Source organism: Kistimonas asteriae, assembly GCF_018263925.1.
Taxonomy (GTDB): Bacteria; Pseudomonadota; Gammaproteobacteria; order Pseudomonadales; family Endozoicomonadaceae; genus Kistimonas; species Kistimonas asteriae.
In genome coordinates this window covers 84,222-102,175 of sequence record NZ_JAEVHF010000010.1, presented here as the reverse complement: position 1 = coordinate 102,175, position 17,954 = coordinate 84,222, and the positions used below count along the sequence as shown (strand labels likewise).

14 protein-coding genes are annotated in these 17,954 nt (G+C 52.0%); 2 read left to right on the top strand and 12 right to left on the bottom strand.

Going from position 1 to position 17,954, the window contains the following annotated elements:
• The first annotated feature begins 184 nt into the window (after positions 1–184).
• A complete protein-coding gene (locus KHS78_RS12635; RefSeq protein WP_211828828.1) occupies positions 185–1,327 on the top strand; it encodes a cation:proton antiporter domain-containing protein in 1,143 nt (380 codons plus the stop codon).
• Between the two features lie 12 nt (positions 1,328–1,339).
• Here the strand turns inward: KHS78_RS12635 and KHS78_RS12630 are convergent, their stop codons facing one another.
• The 11 genes from KHS78_RS12630 to KHS78_RS12580 form a co-directional block, all read right to left on the bottom strand.
• Complete coding sequence (locus tag KHS78_RS12630) at positions 1,340–1,555, bottom strand: hypothetical protein (RefSeq protein ID WP_211828827.1); 216 nt, start codon at positions 1,553–1,555, stop codon at positions 1,340–1,342.
• A gap of 126 nt (positions 1,556–1,681) precedes the next feature.
• Complete coding sequence (locus KHS78_RS12625; RefSeq protein ID WP_211828826.1) at positions 1,682–4,057, bottom strand: efflux RND transporter permease subunit; 2,376 nt, start codon at positions 4,055–4,057, stop codon at positions 1,682–1,684.
• Positions 4,058–4,073: 16 nt separating this feature from the next.
• Positions 4,074–4,988, bottom strand: coding sequence for a WD40/YVTN/BNR-like repeat-containing protein (locus tag KHS78_RS22315; RefSeq protein ID WP_211828825.1), 915 nt, complete (start codon positions 4,986–4,988; stop codon positions 4,074–4,076).
• A 336-nt stretch (positions 4,989–5,324) separates the two neighbouring features.
• Positions 5,325–6,695 carry a DUF1329 domain-containing protein gene (locus KHS78_RS12615; protein ID WP_211828824.1) on the bottom strand — a complete coding sequence of 457 codons (1,371 nt, stop codon included), beginning with the start codon at positions 6,693–6,695 and terminating at the stop codon, positions 5,325–5,327.
• A 75-nt stretch (positions 6,696–6,770) separates the two neighbouring features.
• Positions 6,771–8,777 carry a DUF1302 domain-containing protein gene (locus KHS78_RS12610; protein ID WP_211828823.1) on the bottom strand — a complete coding sequence of 669 codons (2,007 nt, stop codon included), beginning with the start codon at positions 8,775–8,777 and terminating at the stop codon, positions 6,771–6,773.
• A gap of 429 nt (positions 8,778–9,206) precedes the next feature.
• Positions 9,207–11,852 carry an aminopeptidase N gene (gene pepN / locus KHS78_RS12605; RefSeq protein ID WP_211828822.1) on the bottom strand — a complete coding sequence of 882 codons (2,646 nt, stop codon included), beginning with the start codon at positions 11,850–11,852 and terminating at the stop codon, positions 9,207–9,209.
• A 99-nt stretch (positions 11,853–11,951) separates the two neighbouring features.
• Positions 11,952–12,794 carry a DUF2797 domain-containing protein gene (locus KHS78_RS12600; protein WP_211828902.1) on the bottom strand — a complete coding sequence of 281 codons (843 nt, stop codon included), beginning with the start codon at positions 12,792–12,794 and terminating at the stop codon, positions 11,952–11,954.
• Positions 12,795–12,830: 36 nt separating this feature from the next.
• Complete coding sequence (locus KHS78_RS12595) at positions 12,831–13,103, bottom strand: YeaC family protein (protein WP_211828821.1); 273 nt, start codon at positions 13,101–13,103, stop codon at positions 12,831–12,833.
• Positions 13,104–13,140: 37 nt separating this feature from the next.
• Entirely contained in the window at positions 13,141–14,025 is an 885-nt protein-coding gene (locus KHS78_RS12590; protein WP_211828820.1) for a rhomboid family intramembrane serine protease, read from the bottom strand.
• A 44-nt stretch (positions 14,026–14,069) separates the two neighbouring features.
• On the bottom strand, positions 14,070–15,068 hold the full coding sequence (locus KHS78_RS12585) for a metallophosphoesterase (protein ID WP_211828819.1): 999 nt from the start codon (positions 15,066–15,068) through the stop codon (positions 14,070–14,072).
• Between the two features lie 56 nt (positions 15,069–15,124).
• Positions 15,125–16,006: an NAD(+) kinase gene (locus tag KHS78_RS12580; protein WP_211828818.1), complete on the bottom strand. Its 882-nt coding sequence runs from the start codon at positions 16,004–16,006 to the stop codon at positions 15,125–15,127.
• Between the two features lie 90 nt (positions 16,007–16,096).
• Between KHS78_RS12580 and KHS78_RS12575 the strand changes: the two genes are divergently transcribed.
• Complete coding sequence (locus KHS78_RS12575) at positions 16,097–17,032, top strand: DUF1853 family protein (RefSeq protein WP_211828817.1); 936 nt, start codon at positions 16,097–16,099, stop codon at positions 17,030–17,032.
• Here KHS78_RS12575 and KHS78_RS12570 read toward each other — a convergent pair.
• On the bottom strand, positions 17,015–17,953 hold the full coding sequence (locus tag KHS78_RS12570; protein WP_211828816.1) for a 1-aminocyclopropane-1-carboxylate deaminase/D-cysteine desulfhydrase: 939 nt from the start codon (positions 17,951–17,953) through the stop codon (positions 17,015–17,017). The two genes, KHS78_RS12575 and KHS78_RS12570, sit on opposite strands and share 18 nt — an antisense overlap.
• Position 17,954 lies beyond the last annotated feature (1 nt).

Genomic DNA, 17,954 nt, shown 5'->3' with positions numbered 1-17,954 from the left:
CAAATAGAATTAAATTGGCTGGCATAAAAAGCATGCCATTAAATCAAGCGAATGCCTTTTTTCAATCCCGCCTCTTTTCTCTGACACTTTACGCTCCTTTGACTACCTTGAAACCATCTTTTACGCAGTCATGCGGTAATCAGGAGTTGTCGTGCAGGGTATCTATGGTGATTTTGTACTGGAGATGGCCATTATCTTTGGCGGGGCATCACTATTAGGCACCCTGTTCGTCTGGCTTCGGCAACCCATCATCCTTGCCTATATCGCCCTGGGCCTGATTGCGGGGCCTAACGGCCTTAAACTGTTTGCCGACCCTGGCCATATTGAAGCCATATCCCATATGGGCATTATCCTGCTCATGTTTTTACTGGGCTTACACCTTCACCCGAGAAATTTATGGCAACTACTTCAACAAACCGCCGCTGTCACATTATTAGCCGTTGTGATTACCACAGCAATCGTCGCGACAAGCTTAATGATGCTGTTTAATATCAACTTGGCCGAAGCCGTTATATCAGGCGTCGCACTATCCTTTTCCAGTACCGTCATCAGCCTGAAACTGATTCCAACTACCACGTTGCACCATAAGCGCACGGGCGAGGTCATGATCAGTATTCTTTTATTCGAAGATATACTGGCGATTCTCGCCATTCTTCTGATTTATAACAATGAAGCCGCCCTGTCATGGCAAACCGGCCTACTGCCAATTAAAACAGGTCTGTTTGCACTTGCAGCCTGGTGGATTGTCCATTTCATCGCCCTGCCCTTATTCAAGAAATTCGACACCATTTCTGAATATATTTTCCTGGTTTCGCTAGGCTGGTGCTTTACCGCTGCAGAAATTGCGAAAGCCATTGGACTGTCCTACGAGATTGGCGCTTTTTTTGCCGGTGTTGCCATAGCAACATCACCGATATCTCTGTTTATTGCTGAAGGGTTGAAACCACTCAGAGAATTCTTCCTGATACTGTTCTTTTTTTCTATCGGGGCACAATTTGATATTTTTGAAACTGGACAGCTAATCCTGCCAATTATCCTGCTAGCGGCGGTTATTCTTATAGGGAAACCCTTGATATTCAGAGTCTTGCTGACCTACATTGGTAAAGCAACGCCGGCTAATGCGATGGAAATGGGATTACGCTTAGGGCAAAGCAGTGAATTCTCATTATTATTAGCGAGCGGAGCCTTAACAGCAGGAAAGCTTTCCCATGACACCGCCATGATTATTGAAACCGCGGCGATTATCACCTTTATCCTGTCAACCTATCTGGTCGTCTTCAGACTTCCCACCCCCATTTCCCCTGCAAGAACACTCCGACAGGATTAAAAGGCGAGTGATTCACTCACTACTACTCGCCGTTTCACGCCGCAGCAGCACTTCGGTTTCTTCTTTACCATTGCTTATGGTCAGCGCATTACCATCACCGACAAATTCCATCATAGCTTCAAGAAACCCTATCGCGACTCTGACAACGTCCTCTCCGGAATCCAGCTCCATTGCTTCCCTGAGGCTTTCTACAACACTGTCTTTGTCATCAATGTGATAGGTCGTCATCCCTGCACCCTCATCGTGTCATCATTCACTATTAGCTTACGCCAGTTTACGCGTTTTATCGGTATTCCGAGCAATAAAAAAGGATCAGCAACAAGGCTGATCCTTTCATGAAAGTCATAACATGCGTTAGCCAGCAGACGTTTGCGACTTCAGTACAGCTTCCTCACGAGCTTTTGTTGCCAGCAGCTCAGGACGCAGCACAAAACGCGCCAGCGCAGGCATCAGCCAGATTGCCCCGATCATGTTCCATACAAACATGAAGGTCAGCAGCATACCCATATCCGCCTGGAACTTGATGGGCGAGAAGATCCACGTACCCACACCAATCGCCAGTGTGAAACCGGTAAATATGACCGCTTTACCGGTCGTCCGCAGGGTCATGTAATAGGCCTGTTGCAGCGGCATTCCCTGACGCAGGAAGCCTTCAAGACGGGTGTAGATATAAATGCCGTAGTCCACACCAATACCGACACCCAGCGCAATAACCGGCAATGTCGCCACCTTGATGCCAATACCCAGCTGTGCCATCAACGCCTGACACAGCAGCGATGTCAGCGCCAGCGGGATAATGATGCAAATAAGAGCCCGTACTGACCGGAACGTGATCAGACACAGGATGCTGACCACGCCATACACAAACACCAGCATCTGATTCTGGGCATAACCAATGACCTCATTGGTCGCCGCTTCAACGCCGGCGTTACCGGTAGCCATCAGGAAGGTCAGCCCATCCCGGTTATTCTCTGCGGCAAACGCTTCCGTTGCCTGAACCACACGCTGAAGGGTTTCCGCCTTATGGTCTTCCAGGAAAATCAGTACCGGCGCCAGGCTGCAGTCCTTGTTATAGAGCTGCTGGGCCGTCTGATTACTGATCGCATTGTTCAGCACATACTGGTTGCGCGACAACGCCTGCCACTTGGGATTCCCTTCATTCAACCCCTTGATAACCTGCTTGGCGACCGTCACCATCGATACCGCATCCTGCACGCCATCGACATTTTTCATATGCCACATGTAGCGATCCAGGGCATCCATAAACGCATAGGATGAACACTGCTCAGTATCGGTTTCCACCATAGTGATAAAGGTATCCGCACTGGTGGAATAATTTTCGGTGATAAACTTGTTATCGAGGTTGTACCGGGAATCAGCCCTGAGTTCCGGTGCGCCCGGATCCAGATCCCCGATCTTGAGATTCTGGCTGAAGTAATAACTGGCGCCGAAGCCAGCGACAGCCAGTACAATAGACAAAGGCGCAACCACGGGATGCGCAAAATAGGACATCACCCGCCAGGTGATAGCATCTTTCTTTTCCGTCACCTTCAACCGATCACTGGCCCGCTTACTGACACCAATGTAAGACATCAGCACCGGCAACAACACCAGATTGGTCAGGATGATGACCGCAACACCGATACTGGCGGCAATGGCCAGATCGCGAATAACATTGATCTCAATCACCAGCAGCGTCAGGAAGCCAATCGCATCTGAGACCAGGGCCAGCATGCCGGGAATATACAGTGTACGGAAGGTGCGACGGGCCGCGTCCAACGGCGTAGCATCGTGGGCAGATTCAATACCGATGTTATTGATGATCTGCACACCATGACTCACCCCGATGGCAAACACCAGGAACGGCACCAGTATGGAATAAAGATCAATGCCAAAGCCCATGGCGGTTAACAGCCCCAACTGCCAGACCACCGCCACCAATGAGCAGAACACCGCAACCAGCGTACTCTTCAGACAACGGGAATAGGCAAACAGCAAAACCAGGGTGATCGCAATAGCCAGCAGGAAGAAGATCTTGATGGCATCCACACCTTCGAACAGGTCCCCAAGGATCTTGGCAAAACCAATGATGTGGAGGTCTACCCCCTGCACGGAATATTTCGTGCGCAGCTCTTCGAGCTTCTGGGACAATGCCTTATAATCGAGTTTTTCGCCGGTTTCCGGGTTAAACTCAAGCAGCGGGAACTCGATGATGCTGGAACGGAAATTATTCGCCACCAGGCTACCGACTTGGCCGGAGCGCAGAATATTCACACGTAACTCATCCAGACTCTGACGAGAGCCATCATACGTCTGGGGAATCACCGGACCGCCTTCAAAGCCGTCCTCAGTCACCTCCAGCCAGCGCACATTGGCCGTCCAGAGGGATTTCAGCGCTGCCCGGTCAACCCCCGGCAGGTAAAAGACATCATCCGTCAGGCGTCTCAAGCTTTCCATGTAGCCAGAGTCGAAGATATCACCCTCTTTGGCCTCAACAGAAATGCGTAACGAATTCCCCCCACTCCCCAGCTCGTCACGACGCTCCATCCAGTTTTGAATAAACGAATGTTTGAGTGGGATCATTTTTTCAAAGCTGGCATCAATGCGGTATTGCGTGGCCTGCCAGCCAAGGACAACCGTCGCCAAAAGGAAAAAGGCGAGGAAAAACACCCTGTTATTAAAAAACAGGCGTTCCAGCACTGGTTCAGTATTCAGGTGATGACTGGACATTCAGGAAACCCCGTTATTATTGCTCTGAAAGGGTTGCGACGGCAGGCTTGCCAACAGGCATCCGGTGGACACCGGTTTCACCGACCACGACAAGGCTGTTGTCAGGCGCTTCGGAAGCCGAAAGCAACGTTGCCCGGTCACTGCGCGTATGAACCTGCGGCTCAGGACCACTCATTTCAAACAATGTGCCGGAACTGCCGACAATCACTTGCCCATTGCCATCGATATGCACCGCACCAAACAGGGTCTGATCCGTACCGGTATCCACCTCCACCCAAGCTGCACCGGCATCCGTTGTCTTGAATGCGTTTCCACGAAGACCGAACACAACAGCCGAGACTGGATCACTGCCGGGAATAATGCCAAAGAACGAGCCTTGATAAGGACTGTCGAGCAGCTCCCAGGTTTCACCATCATCCTGCGAGCGATACAGCAGGCCCGCTTCGCCTGCGAGTAACAAGGTACCGTCACCGATCCGGGTAATGGCGTTGTAATGGAACTCTTCCTCGTTCTCAATCATGTCAAACCAGTCGTCCCAGGTTTCACCCCCATCCTCAGTGCGGACAATATAGCCATAGGCACCAACAGCGAAACCCGTTTGCTCATCCATCATCATGATGTCGAGCAATGGCACTTCTGCATCCAGATCATCGTAAACCTTGACCCAGCTGTCGCCACCGTCGGTGCTTTTAAGAATTACGGCGTCATGACCCACCGCAAAGCCGGTAGTAGCGCTTGGGAAGCTCACAGCCGTCAGCATTTGTCGGCTTGGGACACTGACCTGACGCCAGTCATAGCCATTATTATCGGAAATCAGGATATGGCCGCGATCGCCCACAGCGACCAGCCGTTGGCCGCTACCCGCACGGGTAATATCCAGTAACAGCGAGGAAGCCGCCTTCTCAGACAGCACCGCGTGATCACTAGTCACGGCAGCGATCGGATTGGCTTGAACAGACACAGTGTGAAGAGAAGACGCCAGAGCAACTGCTGCGGTTATCCCCTTCAAGGCTCTGCGAGGTAAAGCCCGGGACCCCGAAGGCCCTCTGGTGAAGAGACCATGCATACTCATCCCCCGGAAGCAGATCATTGAATTATTGTTAGACTGTTCTTCTTATTCAGTGCGCTCAGTCAACGACAGTCATGGACGCGCCTGATTATACGCAGAAAACAGGAAAAAATAAGCACATACCGAAATCACAAGTCACATTAACGGAATCAAAAAAGCCACTGTTTCCAGTGGCTTTTTTCGTGCTGCGCCACTGAATCAGCGACGTCCCCTGCGCCTCAGCGCGGAAGGCTTGAAGTACTTGTCATTCGGAATCGCCTGGGCGAAATCGAGGAACAGGCTCTCTTCGTTACCCAGTCCCTGCACGTGGTAGCGACGGGCCTGCAGGTCATGGAACACGTCCAGCGCCGTCCAGGTTGTGGGCAGGTCATAGAAGTTCATCAGGTAACCGATGCTGACACGCCACAGTTCACCACGACCATCATACTGATCCACAAGGGCGGCGCCCCAGCTGTCTTCATCCAGGTACAGGACACGCTTGGAGTAGATATGACGGTTGCCCTTCTTCAGGGTACCCTCCACTTCCCAGACACGGTGCAGTTCATAGCGCGTGTGCTCGGGATTGATGTGGCCAGACATCAGCACATCATCGTACTTAAGCTCCGGGCTGATCAGATTGAAGTTATTGTAGGGAATATAAATTTCTTTTTTACCCTTTAACGTCCATTCGTAACGATCCGGCGCACCGTTATAGAGATCCGTATCATCAGCCGTACGCAGACCATCAGCTGCCGCTATCGGCGTATCATAGGCCAGGTTCGGTGCACGGCGAACACGACGCTGACCGGCATTGTAACCCCAGGCTTTGCGGGGCTCGTCCACCTGATCCAGGGTCTCATGCACCAGTACCGCACCACCCGCCAGACGAGCCGGCGCCTTGGCAAACGACAGATAGTAGAACAGGATGTTATCCAGATCAGCTTCTGTCTTGGCAGGGTTGTTGTAGTTGAAATAGACTTCCTGCTGCGAGGTTACCAGCGAGTAATTACCGTTACGCTGTACGGCAACCTCCGAAGCACGACGCACCAGGTATTCACCCCGGTAACGTACGATATGGTTCCAGAGCGCTTCCAGACCATCCTTCGGAATCGGGAAAGGATACGCATCATAGGCGCCCTTGAAACCGTTGCCGCCTTTCAGCAGCTCCGCATTGGTAGCGGCTTTTTTGGTGTTCTCATAGATCCGCTCAGGATACCGCGCGTTACGACGCGTCTCATAGATCGGCATCTTGAACGTTTTCGGATAGGTTTCAAACAGCTTGATCTGACCAGGCGTCAGATGATCACGATACTGATCCAGGTTTTCCGGGGTAATGGTAAACAGCGGCTTGTCATTCGGGTATGGGTTAGGTTGATGCTGACCAGGATTCTTGTAGCTTGCAGGAATCTCTGCATCCGTAAGCGGTTTCCAGGCAGGAATAGTACCCGCTTTATTACCTGCCATTTCCGCACCCAGTGGCGTCAGACTTTTACCCAGTTCTGCCGCCTGGTCTGGTGTGACCTTGGCCATCGCCTGGCCGGCCACCAGCAATGCGGTGGCCAGACCAGTCAGGAGGAGTTTTGACTTCATACTGTAATCCGTCGTTTATTAGTGTTCTCGCAAGCCGGGTCTAACGACCCGACTCGCAACCTTTTTCATTAAGGATTAGAAGGAGTATTTTACGTTGATACCGACATTATCCCGGTCACGCACTGAACTAGTACTTGGACCAGTGAATTCAGTGTACTGAACACCCACTTCAAGGTTATTCAGGTAAACCGCATCCATTCCAACGGTCATAGCATTGCTACCTTCCAGGAAGTTTCCGGTGCGATGTGAGTTACCCTTTATATCCTGGCTCCAGCGAATATAAGGATTAAGATTTACACCGGCATAAACATCATTCCAGGTACCTGCCAATACTGCACTATAACCCCAAGCATTACGGCTTATCTGATCATCTTCATCACAAGTGCCTTCATCAAAAGAGGCATACTCACAGTCACCACGCCCAGCAAAATCTCTGACATCACCATTAAAATCGGTGTAGCTCAGGCTAGAACCCCGCAGGTGCTCAGAGGCAACTTCAACAACACCAAATAAAGAATCGAATGATAGCGATGGACCGAAGTTATGAATCGCAAGTACCGAAAGATTCCAGCTTTCTACACGCTCATAATTATCAAGCGTTCGTAAATCTGCGTAATTAACCTGCTGGCCTGCCACCTGAGCAGTTCCACCACTAGATAGTGAGATTGCCTGATTAAGAACATCACCAATCAAATCATCCGTTGCTGATATTGTTACAGGCATATTCGGACGGTAGGCTACTTCACCTGAAAACGAAGTATCACCAAAAGTAGTACTGAAACTGAAACCATACATACGAATATCTTCAAGATATTTACGCTGGCCAGTCAAATTATTACCAAGATCAACTGCTGCCACACCACCTGCAGCAGTAACGAGCTGTTCCTGAAGTGGCGTCAACGTTCCACCAGCTGCAGCAGTAGCAAGGGCAGTCAATGTAGAGCCGGCCGACTGAGAAAAAGCAGTATCTATACCACTAGCAATACCCGCGACATTAGAACCATTAAAGTCTTCATCAACCTGGGCAAAAATAACAGGCTCTTTGTTGTGATAATTTACAAAATAAAATCCAAATTCAGTATCATTTAATTGTTCCGCCACATACCTAAAAGAAACACCAAACTGTCCATCATCACTTGCATTAATATCTGATCCGATTCCTGCAACCTTGAAGGCATCCCCCTCAAAATACTCAGCCTCTGTAACGGCACCACCTGCAACAAGACCATCATACACAGGAATCAATGCCTCGAGTCCTGCAGTCGTTTCGTTGTAGGCTGTATTTGCACCTTCTGCAAAAAGATCCGTTTCAGAGAAGTATGAACCGACTGGATCAATCTGCGTTCTACGGAAATTAAACTGATAAAACGCATCCATTGAAAGGTTTTCAGTCAGACCAAGACTAAACACTAGACTCTCAACGGGTACCAGCGCCTCTTTCAACTCAGAGCCAGGAAGGCGAAATTTGGCGGCATCAAGAGGGTTTGTTGTATTGATGCCATTACGGTAAAACAACCCTTCACCCCAGCTCAGAACCTGCTTACCAAATCGTACATCCAGAGGCATTTCGCCGATATCCCAGCTGCCATAAACATAAGCATCAAGGATTTCCGCATTTCTACCAGAAATATCCTTAGCATCGTTTACAAAGCGATTATTAGGCTTTGTCCCCTGCATACCTGCCTGACTAGGCTGGGAAGGCTGCCAGCTTTCCTTTCCGTAATTATTGCTGCCCCAGAACTCTGTATCATAAAAAGCAGTACCACGAACAAAGGCCCCATAGTTCTCATAATCTAACGACAGATCAGTAGTAATTTTATAGACCTGCGACACAAGACCTGTATCAAAATTGCGGTTACCATCATTACCGTTAATACCGTCATTATTACGATCCTGACCCTGCACACGCCACATTGAACCATAGGACAACGTGGTATCCAATGACCCGGTAACCTCACCATCCATCAACTCAATTTCGATAGCCTGAACAGGTGCTACCGCAAGGATACTGGCCAGTGTGAAACCGGCGGCCGCCGGTGCGAGTCGTATCGGTGTCGGCAGTGTGTTCTGCTTCTTCTTCATTATCGTTGTAACTCCGCGGATTGTGACGGGGCGGCCCAGAGCCCCTTTATTATTTTCGGCTTAGCCATCACCTACTCTGCTTACCAGCATCTTACCAATTACTGACAATTCCCCCGTAGGCGGGCACGAGAATGACAGGCAACGATCGTAAAATCAACTACCGGACGCTCTGGCACCTGTCTGAAGCCCGTTTCAATGCAGTGTTAGCAAAAACAATACCAACGTGTCTTTTTTGTCTGTAAGCCGCTTGTCAAGTCAGTAATGAAAAAGAAATAATCCACTCGTCGAGTAAAACTGTGCGGAGAGATAGGAATAAAAAAACGGAACCGACCACATTCAGCAATCGGTTCCGCTCATCTGTGACAGAAAAGTTACCCGGTAACACTTTGCAACGCCTGGGTAACAGTTTCAGTTGTTAAGTAACAATTATCAGGCCAGTGACTTGTTGACCACCTCGAAAACATCTTTTGACAGCTCATTGGCCTGTATGCGCTCAAGGGCGGCCTTCATCAGAGCACCACGTTGATCGTCGTAACGGCGCCAACGGGTCAACGGTGTCAACATGCGGGCCGCAATCTGGGGATTCTGTTTATCCAGCCGGATAATGTTGTCCGCCAGGAATGCATACCCTTCCCCAGACAGGTCATGGAAACACTTCAGGTTGCGCATGCAGAAAACACCAATCAGTGAGCGCAGCTTGTTGGGGTTACGGTAATCAAAGACGGGATGCTCCATCAGCTGTTTCACCCGCTCAAGCGACCCCATGCGCGCCCCACTGACCTGTACCGAGAGCCACATATCCATGACATTGGCATCGCCTTTCCATTGATCATGGAATGCAGAGAGCAGCGTCTCAGCTTTTCCAGGCGCAGTCTGGTGAGCACCATTGATTACACAAGACAATGCGGCCATCTGATCCGTCATATTGGTGGCATTCTGAAACTGGGTTTCAGCCAGCGACAGCATGGCAGGAGAATCCAATTCCATGAGGTAACCGAGGCAGATATTTTTCAGCTGTCGCTCCGCAATATCTGCGGATTCCGGCTTATACGGCTTTTCGACAGCCAGTCCGCGATAGATCGACTGTAGCGGCTCACTGAGACTCTTCGCCAGCTCCCCACGCACAAACTCCCGCGCCTCATGGATCGCATAGACATCAATGACCGCCATTTGCTCAGAGAGCCATTGCTCAGACGGCAACGTCAGCATTTCCGCCACCATGGCCTTGTCGGCGGTTTCGTCTTCGAGCAGTTCGCGCCAGGCCTCAATCAGGCGTGTATCCAACGACAAGGGCTTGGCGGCCTGGATATCGCGCACGAGATCCAGGATGGTCTCCGTCGCCAGCCGCTGGCAGCTGTCCCACCGATTAAATCCATCATCATCATGGCGCATCAGGAACAGCAGATCGTCACGACTGTAGTCGTAGTTCAGTTTGACTGGCGCAGAGAAACCCCGCAGCAGGGACGGCAAAGGCCGCTCTATCCTATTTTCGAAGACAAATTGCTGGCTGGCTTCGCGCACTTCCAGCACCACTGTCGTCTGCCCTTTGTCACCGATTGGCAGGTTATCCCCTTCTGATGACAATAACCCTATTGCCAGCGGGATATGGAAAGGTTCCTTGACGTCTTGACCGGGCGTTGCCGGGCAGCTTTGCGTCACTTCCAGTACATAGCGCTGATTGTCGGCATCATAACTGTCTGTCACATCCAACACCGGCGTACCGGCCTGGGTATACCAGCGCATAAACTGACCCAGGTCGATGCTATTGGCATCTTCCATGGCGCGGACAAAATCCTCACAGGTCACCGCCTGGCCGTCATGCCGTTCAAAGTAGAGGTCACTACCCTTCCGGAATCCTTCCCGACCCACGAGGTTATGAATCATCCGGACAATTTCTGCCCCTTTTTCATAGACCGTCAACGTATAGAAGTTGGATATCTCGATAAAGGACGAGGGACGTACGGGATGCGCCATCGGACCCGCGTCTTCAGCAAACTGGGCGCTGCGAAGGTGATTCACATCCTCAATACGCTTAACGGTGCGGGAATTCATGTCTGCGGAAAATTCAGAATCCCGGAAAACCGTAAACCCTTCTTTCAGACTTAGCTGGAACCAGTCACGGCAAGTCACCCGATTACCGGACCAGTTATGAAAATACTCATGGGCGACAATGGCTTCAATTCGCTGGAAGGTGGCATCCGTCGCGGTATCCGGCCGGGCCAGCACACAAGAAGAATTGAAAATATTCAACCCCTTGTTTTCCATCGCGCCCATATTGAAATCATCCACGGCCACGATCATGAAGATATCCAGGTCATACTCACGACCATAGACCTCTTCATCCCAGCGCATGGATTGCTTCAGGGAACGCATCGCATGGTCACACTTGGTGATGTTGTGTGATTCCGTGAAAATCTGCAACGTCACATTGCGGCCACTCTGGGTGGTGAAAGTATCTTCAACATGCGCCAGGTTACCCGCCACCAGCGCAAACAAATACGCCGGCTTTCTGAATGGGTCTTCCCACACCATCGTGTGACGCCCATCGCCAGTATCGCCCTGCTCGATGCAGTTACCATTGGATAGCAATACCGGGTATTTCGCTTTGTCTGCAGTTATCCGGGTCGTGAACAGCGACATCACATCCGGTCGATCCAGATACCAGGTAATACGACGAAACCCTTCCGCCTCACACTGGGTGCAATACATACCGCCGGACTTGTAGAGTCCTTCCATCGACGTATTGTCCTGAGGCGCCAGCACCGAGACGATTTCGGTTTCAAAGCGATCACTGCTCACCGGCAAGGTCAGTGTTTCCGAGGTCAGCGTATATTGATCAGCGGAAAGCGCAACACCATCCACTTTCACCTCGGCCAGAGTCATATCCGCATTGCCATGCAATACCAGTGGTGGCAGCTGGCGATCATGTCGATCCTGGTTCAACCGGATCTGCAGACGGGCTGTCACCCGGGTTTCATTTTCCCCCAGATCAAACGACAGCTCCGTTTTGTCGATCCAGTAATCGGGTGCCTGGTAATCCTTGAGATAGATCGCGCCGGGTTGTGCGTCTTTCATCGTATGCTCCTTGTGTCATGGCCTCCCTCTTTCAGACAGGCCAACAGACGGCTTGTTCCTGAGATCAATCATTCCCTGTGAAACGTGAGACGTGTGGTCTCAACTGGCCACGGAAACGTCCACCTGGTAAGCGGTAAATTTCCGGATATTGATCACACCGGTATCCAGCAAGAGGTATTGCCCTTTGATACCCTGTAACACCCCCTCGACCAGCGGGGTCTTGTCCAGGTTAAAGGACGTCACTTTGTCCGGGTATTGTTGAACAGGGTAACTGAAGCGGTAACACTCTGCATCCAGCACAGGCTGTACGGCCTGAACCCCGTACTCCTGCTGCAATGCGGCGATATCGTCACCAAAACGCTCAAACAAGGTGTCTCGCTCAGCGACAAGATCCAGCTCAGGAATCTGCCCCTTTAGCATCGCACGCCAGTTCGTTCGGTCTTTCACGGCTGAGCGGAACAGGTCTTCCACCAGACCGGATAATCGCCGCGTGGCCACACGGAAGATCGGCAGCGCTTCCACAGCCCCCTGGTCAATCCAGCGCACCGGTACCTGATTCAAGCGGGTGATACCCACCTTGACGCCCGATGAATTCGCCAGATACACCACATGGCCAGTCATGCAGTTGCGCTCACCCCATTCGGGTTCACGGCAAGTCCCCGCATGATAGTGGCACTTCTCAGGGCTCATGATGCAGCTGTCACAGGCGGCCAGTTTGCGGAAACAGGGATAGCAAAATCCCTGGTTAAAGCTTTTTTTGGTCTTCCGGCCACAATGAACGCAATGAATGGCGCCCGCATAGTGGATGGACAACTTCTCCCCCATCAACGCATTGAGCGGCAATAGCGCGTCACCCACCGGCAGCTGGTATTGCACCACCCCATCGACCAGTTCGCCCTGCATTTTCCTGAGTGCGCCCGTCAGCACTTTCGTGTCCACCATTACATTCTCTGTCAATTTTCACTCCTGCTTCCGGGTTCAGGCATCCCTGAACCGCAGAATGGTTTCATCGTCCTTAGAGTCATCCGATGATGCTTCGTTTTTCTGCGAACGACAGGCCTGGGCCATGTAACCGGTACGCTCACTGTCAGGCAGATGGTACTGTTCCCAGGCAATGACCGCCTGCAGGCTGGATTCACGCTGCTCTGCCGTCAATTTGCGACCATCCGGCCATTTGCCCAGCTCCACCGCGCGGCGCAGGTTGGCCACGGTTTCAGGTGCCATAGTCTTGATTAGTTGTTCAAATTCCATCGTACCCCCAGTCAGAAAATCAGAAAATTGCATTCCCTCAGGCGTCTTTCATGACGTTTTGTTTTTCGCCCCGAAAACGGTTATACAGCCAGCCACAGGCGGCACCACTCAAGAGTCCGCCGGCATGCGCCGTATTAGCCATCTGACCAAATCCTATCGCACCCAGCACCCCCGTAAAGCCGATGACCAGCCAGATCAACATAAACATGTAAATACCGGATGGCACGCCATAGAGGCCCGGCTGTTCTTTTTCCCGAATCCACAGAAAACCCATCAGGCCATAAATGACGCCGGAGAATCCGCCGAACAGCGCGACACTGCCACCAAACTGATACTGGGCAACATTGGAAACCAGTCCCGTCACCACGATTAACAGTGCCAGGAACAAACTGCCATGGTGAAGCTCAAGCCTCCGACCGAACTCCATCAACCAGAGCATATTGAACGCCAGGTGCAGAATGCCAAAATGCAGGAAAATAGGTGTCAGAAGGCGCCAATAATCTCCGTGGGACAAACTGTAAGACAAGGGCACGAAGCGGATGTATTCCCCGGCAATATCAAAATTGAGAAACGAGAACCAGGCAACCGTCTGATAGTCATTACCCAACCGGGTTATAAAGGCCACCACCAGGCATGCAGCTAGAAACAGCAGTGTCGCCGGCATGCGTTTCCAGTCCCCCAGCGGGCCGCTCATCAGACCATGACGCTTCCACCACTGAATTTTCACTTCGCCAAGCTGGAGCAGGCCGGCCTGCCAGTCGGCATAATATTGCTCGACCTGCGCTGCACTGGCCGGATTATCCAGCCACAGCACCTGACGCCCCCCTTCCTCGGTGATCCGGTGAGCAATGCCTTCCCGCCAGAGAAAGGCGGAAAAGGGTAACAGGTCTATCTCCATAGACAGTTCAAGTACACGTTGCATGATTGTCTCGCCGATTTATCGCAGCACTAAAAAGTATCGCAGCATTAAAAAGAAGCCGAAGCCTTGAATGGCTCATCCGGGTCCACATCCACCCAGACAAAGTGACTGTGTTTGAGCCAGCGCTCATTACTCATCCGATAGGCCACCAGCTTGCCATATTTCACGGCGCTGTAGTCCAGACAGGCAATATTGGGGCGAATCAGCGCCGGTGTACCGGAACGCCAGTAGTGGCCAAAGAACAGCGGAGGCTGATCCGGGTCATAGTAGGGTATACGCTCAAGGTCATCCGGTGTCAGCTTGCAACCACCCAGCTCCGGCGGTAGCGGATCAGGCTGAAACACCACATCGTTGAGCGTATCCGGATACTGCTGCCAGAAAGCTGCCCGGAAAAATCGCCGCACCAAGCCATCCTTACTGGTCATGGTCATACCATCCGGCAGAGGCAAATCAATACCCCGCAACAGGTGATCCACCGTGCGATTGGCAAAGCTGCCATAGACAGCAGATTCCTGCAGAAACTCACTGTCGATCGTATTGCGCTGGTAGCGACGACGGAATTCTCCAATCAGGCGAGGATCCCAGCAGGCATGCACCACACGGAAGCGACTGAATTCCAGAAACAGCGGCAGACTCATCAGCCACTGGGCATGATCAGCCAGCTCATCGGCATGGCCGGCAAACTGCTCCAGGGTCTCCCTGACCAACCGGCAGTTACGCTCCGTATGGGAGCGCAGGTACTCTAGCCCGGAACCCTCGGCGCCGGGCGTGAGGAACGCCAGCAGATTATATTCATGGTTGCCCATGACCAGCTGTGCGGCACCCGTCTCGACCATATCCCGTACAGTCCGCAGAGACTCTCGAATCCGAGGCCCACGATCAACAATATCACCGACAAATACCGCCTGCCGGTCCGGATGGCGCCAGATACCATCCACCTGTCTGTAGCCCAGTTCGGCCAGCAGCCGACACAGGGTGTTGTTGCAGCCGTGGACATCGCCAATCAGGTCATAGCCCTGATGGCACACACTGTCTGCATATTCCATGACGTACTCCAATCCAGGAAATCAGTGCCTGAATAACGTTAGACCGCGTGGGGCGCTTAGCTATCCAGACGATTACCCCACCCAAGCTTGGTGCGGCACACTTCGTAGTAGTTATGATTGAGGGGATGGATGAGACGCAGTTTGTACGGTTTCTTATGGACAGTCACGGTATCACCCGGTGCTGCCGTGATATGCACCTGACCATCGCAGCTGAGCTGCGGATAGGTCGGGTTATTGCGGCCGATGACAATTTTCAGTTCGCTGTTGCCGTCAATGACGATCGGACGACTGCTCAGGGTATGGGGGAACATCGGCACCAGCACCAGGGCATCCAGTCGGGGATGCATGATTGGCCCGCCACCGGACAGCGCATAGGCCGTAGAACCGGTCGGTGTCGCCACGATCAAACCATCAGAACGCTGACTGTAGACGAACTGACCTTCAATAAAGAGTTCAAACTCGATCATCCGGGTCGCTTTACCCGGGTGGAGTACCACCTCGTTCAAAGCGCCGGCGCGGCCAATCACCTCACCTTCCCGCTTGATGGTCATTTCCAGCAGGAACCGACTCTCGACGATATATTTGCCTTCCAGCACCTCGCCAACCTGCTCTTCCAGGTTATCCGGCTGAATATCTGTGAGAAATCCGAGGCTGCCACGGTTCACGCCCAGTACTGGCACATTGTGCCGCGCCAGCGCCCGGGCAGCGCCGAGCATACTGCCGTCACCACCGACAACGATCACCAGGTCGCAGATTTCCCCCATCATTTTCCGGTTACAAACCTGCAGCCCGTGACCGGGTAACAGTTGCGCCAATGGCTCTTCCAGAATAACGTGCAGGTGACGGGACAACAGAAACTGTTTCAGCCGCTTGAGCGTCTCCACAACCTGGACACTGCCCAGACGACCGATGATCCCAATGTTCTTGAACTGTTCCATAAAACCATTGGTTATGAGAAATAGATGTTACTGTCCATTATAAACGTCCACAGCCCTGAGCGTCACAGGGTTTCTCGGGAACTCTGAGATATGAGCGTCAATTTTTCTGCCAAATCGCTACAGACATCGATCCAATGGCTGCTTGAATGCCCGGTGTTACTGGATCACCAGCAGCATCCAGTCCTTCTGGCATCAGCCCTGCCGCCAGCCTCCCAGCCAGTGGTGCAGGACCTGACGAATAGCATGGAAGCGCTGCAGGAGGAACTACAAGGAAAAAGACACCATCTCCTCGGCGTCTATTACGAGACACTGTGGCAAGCCATCTTTCGGCATTTGCCGGATACCCAGGTTATCAGCTGCAATCGCCAGGTCCAGGCTGACAAGCGCACCCTCGGCGAATTTGACCTGATTTATTACTGCCGAATCCGAAAGGCCTATGTGCATCGGGAAATGGCGGTCAAATTCTACCTAGGGCTGCCTGACTCAGATTCGCTTGCCGGCTGGTTTGGACCCGGCCTTGACGATCGATTCGACCGCAAGGTTGACCGATTACTCAACCACCAGTCCGTACTGAGCCAGACGCCAGAAGGTCGTCACTCCCTGGAAGCTCTGGGTATTACCGGGGTTATCAGTGAAATCCTGCTGCAGGGCTGCCTGTTTTATCCCTTTGAGGGTTCATTGTCGGCACCAACCCTGTTGTCTGACCGGCATCTCCATGGCGACTGGCTACCGGTCAGCGCCCTGAACCACTACATTGAAACCCGGAAGATCGACGCGATAACCCACCTGAACAAGACACAATGGATGACACCCCCACTGAACAGCCTCACATCGTCGATCACCAAAGCCGATATTCATAAAATCGACTGGCTGCACAACAGTACCACCGCATTATTCAAACAATACCGGGGCCCGATCATGCTCGCCGGATTAACGTCAATGGATGAACAATACTGCGAAGCCTCTCGCTTCTTCCTTGTACCGGATGACTGGGAGAATCTGGCTCGCTTACGACTCCATCAATGAACGGTTTCCCTGCAAACCACCGGTATGGATCGCCAGCACGCGGCAACCAGGCAGAACATCCCCTTTCTCGACCAACTGTTCCAAGGCAAAAAACAACTTGCCGGTATAGACCCGATCCAGAGGCACGCCGGTTTCATCGAAAAATCGTCGAACAAACTGTTGCAGCTCCTCTGTCTGGCGCGCATAACCACCACAATGGAATTCCGTCCGTAGTTGCCAGTTTTGATGATCACACTTAATATCCATCAACCGCTGGTGAATATCCTGAATAAGAAAGTCGCCCCCCTTCAAGACCGGAACACCGAGGAAACGCCCCTTCCCTGCTGCCCCCAGTATCAGTCCGGCCAGGGTTGCGCCTGTACCGCAGGCCGTCGCGACAAGATCGTAATCCTCTGACTGAATACCATGCAGAGACAGGATTTCTACACATCCCTGCATAGCCAACGCATTACTGCCACCTTCCGGAATCATTCGAGTCGACGTTGGATCACAGGCCAGGGTATCAATCAGCTCATGATGAAACTCAACATCATGCCGTCGACGATAAGCCTCACGCGTCACAAAATGCAGACACATCCCCATCGCCTGCATATCCTGCAGCGAGGGTGAAAGTACATCGGGTTTATGCCCACGAATGACACCCACAGACTCGATCCCAACCACCTGGCAAGCCGCAGCCAGCGCATGTAAGTGGTTTGACCAGGCACCACCAAAGCTGACCACGGTTTTAACCTCAGACTTGAGGCATTCATCCAGATTATATTTGAGCTTGTACCACTTGTTGCCGCTGACTAATGGGTGCACCCGATCCAGGCGCAACACATCCAAATGGATGGATGCCAGTGGCCCTTGTTGAATCACAAGATTTTGTAGGGGAACAGGTTCTATTAACCCGGGAATCAGATCAGAAGGCGAAGCCATG

Excerpts from the sequence above, each read along its gene's own strand:
- KHS78_RS12615 (WP_211828824.1), bottom strand. The coding sequence starts at position 6,695 with ATGAAGTCAAAACTCCTCCTGACTGGTCTGGCCACCGCATTGCTGGTG.
- KHS78_RS12600 (WP_211828902.1), bottom strand. The coding sequence starts at position 12,794 with ATGGTGGACACGAAAGTGCTGACGGGCGCACTCAGGAAAATGCAGGGC.
- KHS78_RS12625 (WP_211828826.1), bottom strand. The coding sequence starts at position 4,057 with ATGTCCAGTCATCACCTGAATACTGAACCAGTGCTGGAACGCCTGTTT.
- KHS78_RS12580 (WP_211828818.1), bottom strand. The coding sequence starts at position 16,006 with ATGGAACAGTTCAAGAACATTGGGATCATCGGTCGTCTGGGCAGTGTC.
- KHS78_RS12635 (WP_211828828.1), top strand. The coding sequence starts at position 185 with ATGGCCATTATCTTTGGCGGGGCATCACTATTAGGCACCCTGTTCGTC.
- KHS78_RS12590 (WP_211828820.1), bottom strand. The coding sequence starts at position 14,025 with ATGCAACGTGTACTTGAACTGTCTATGGAGATAGACCTGTTACCCTTT.
- KHS78_RS12630 (WP_211828827.1), bottom strand. The coding sequence starts at position 1,555 with ATGACGACCTATCACATTGATGACAAAGACAGTGTTGTAGAAAGCCTC.
- KHS78_RS12610 (WP_211828823.1), bottom strand. The coding sequence starts at position 8,777 with ATGAAGAAGAAGCAGAACACACTGCCGACACCGATACGACTCGCACCG.
- KHS78_RS12585 (WP_211828819.1), bottom strand. The coding sequence starts at position 15,068 with ATGGAATATGCAGACAGTGTGTGCCATCAGGGCTATGACCTGATTGGC.
- KHS78_RS12575 (WP_211828817.1), top strand. The coding sequence starts at position 16,097 with ATGAGCGTCAATTTTTCTGCCAAATCGCTACAGACATCGATCCAATGG.
- KHS78_RS12595 (WP_211828821.1), bottom strand. The coding sequence starts at position 13,103 with ATGGAATTTGAACAACTAATCAAGACTATGGCACCTGAAACCGTGGCC.
- KHS78_RS12570 (WP_211828816.1), bottom strand. The coding sequence starts at position 17,953 with ATGGCTTCGCCTTCTGATCTGATTCCCGGGTTAATAGAACCTGTTCCC.
- pepN (WP_211828822.1), bottom strand. The coding sequence starts at position 11,852 with ATGAAAGACGCACAACCCGGCGCGATCTATCTCAAGGATTACCAGGCA.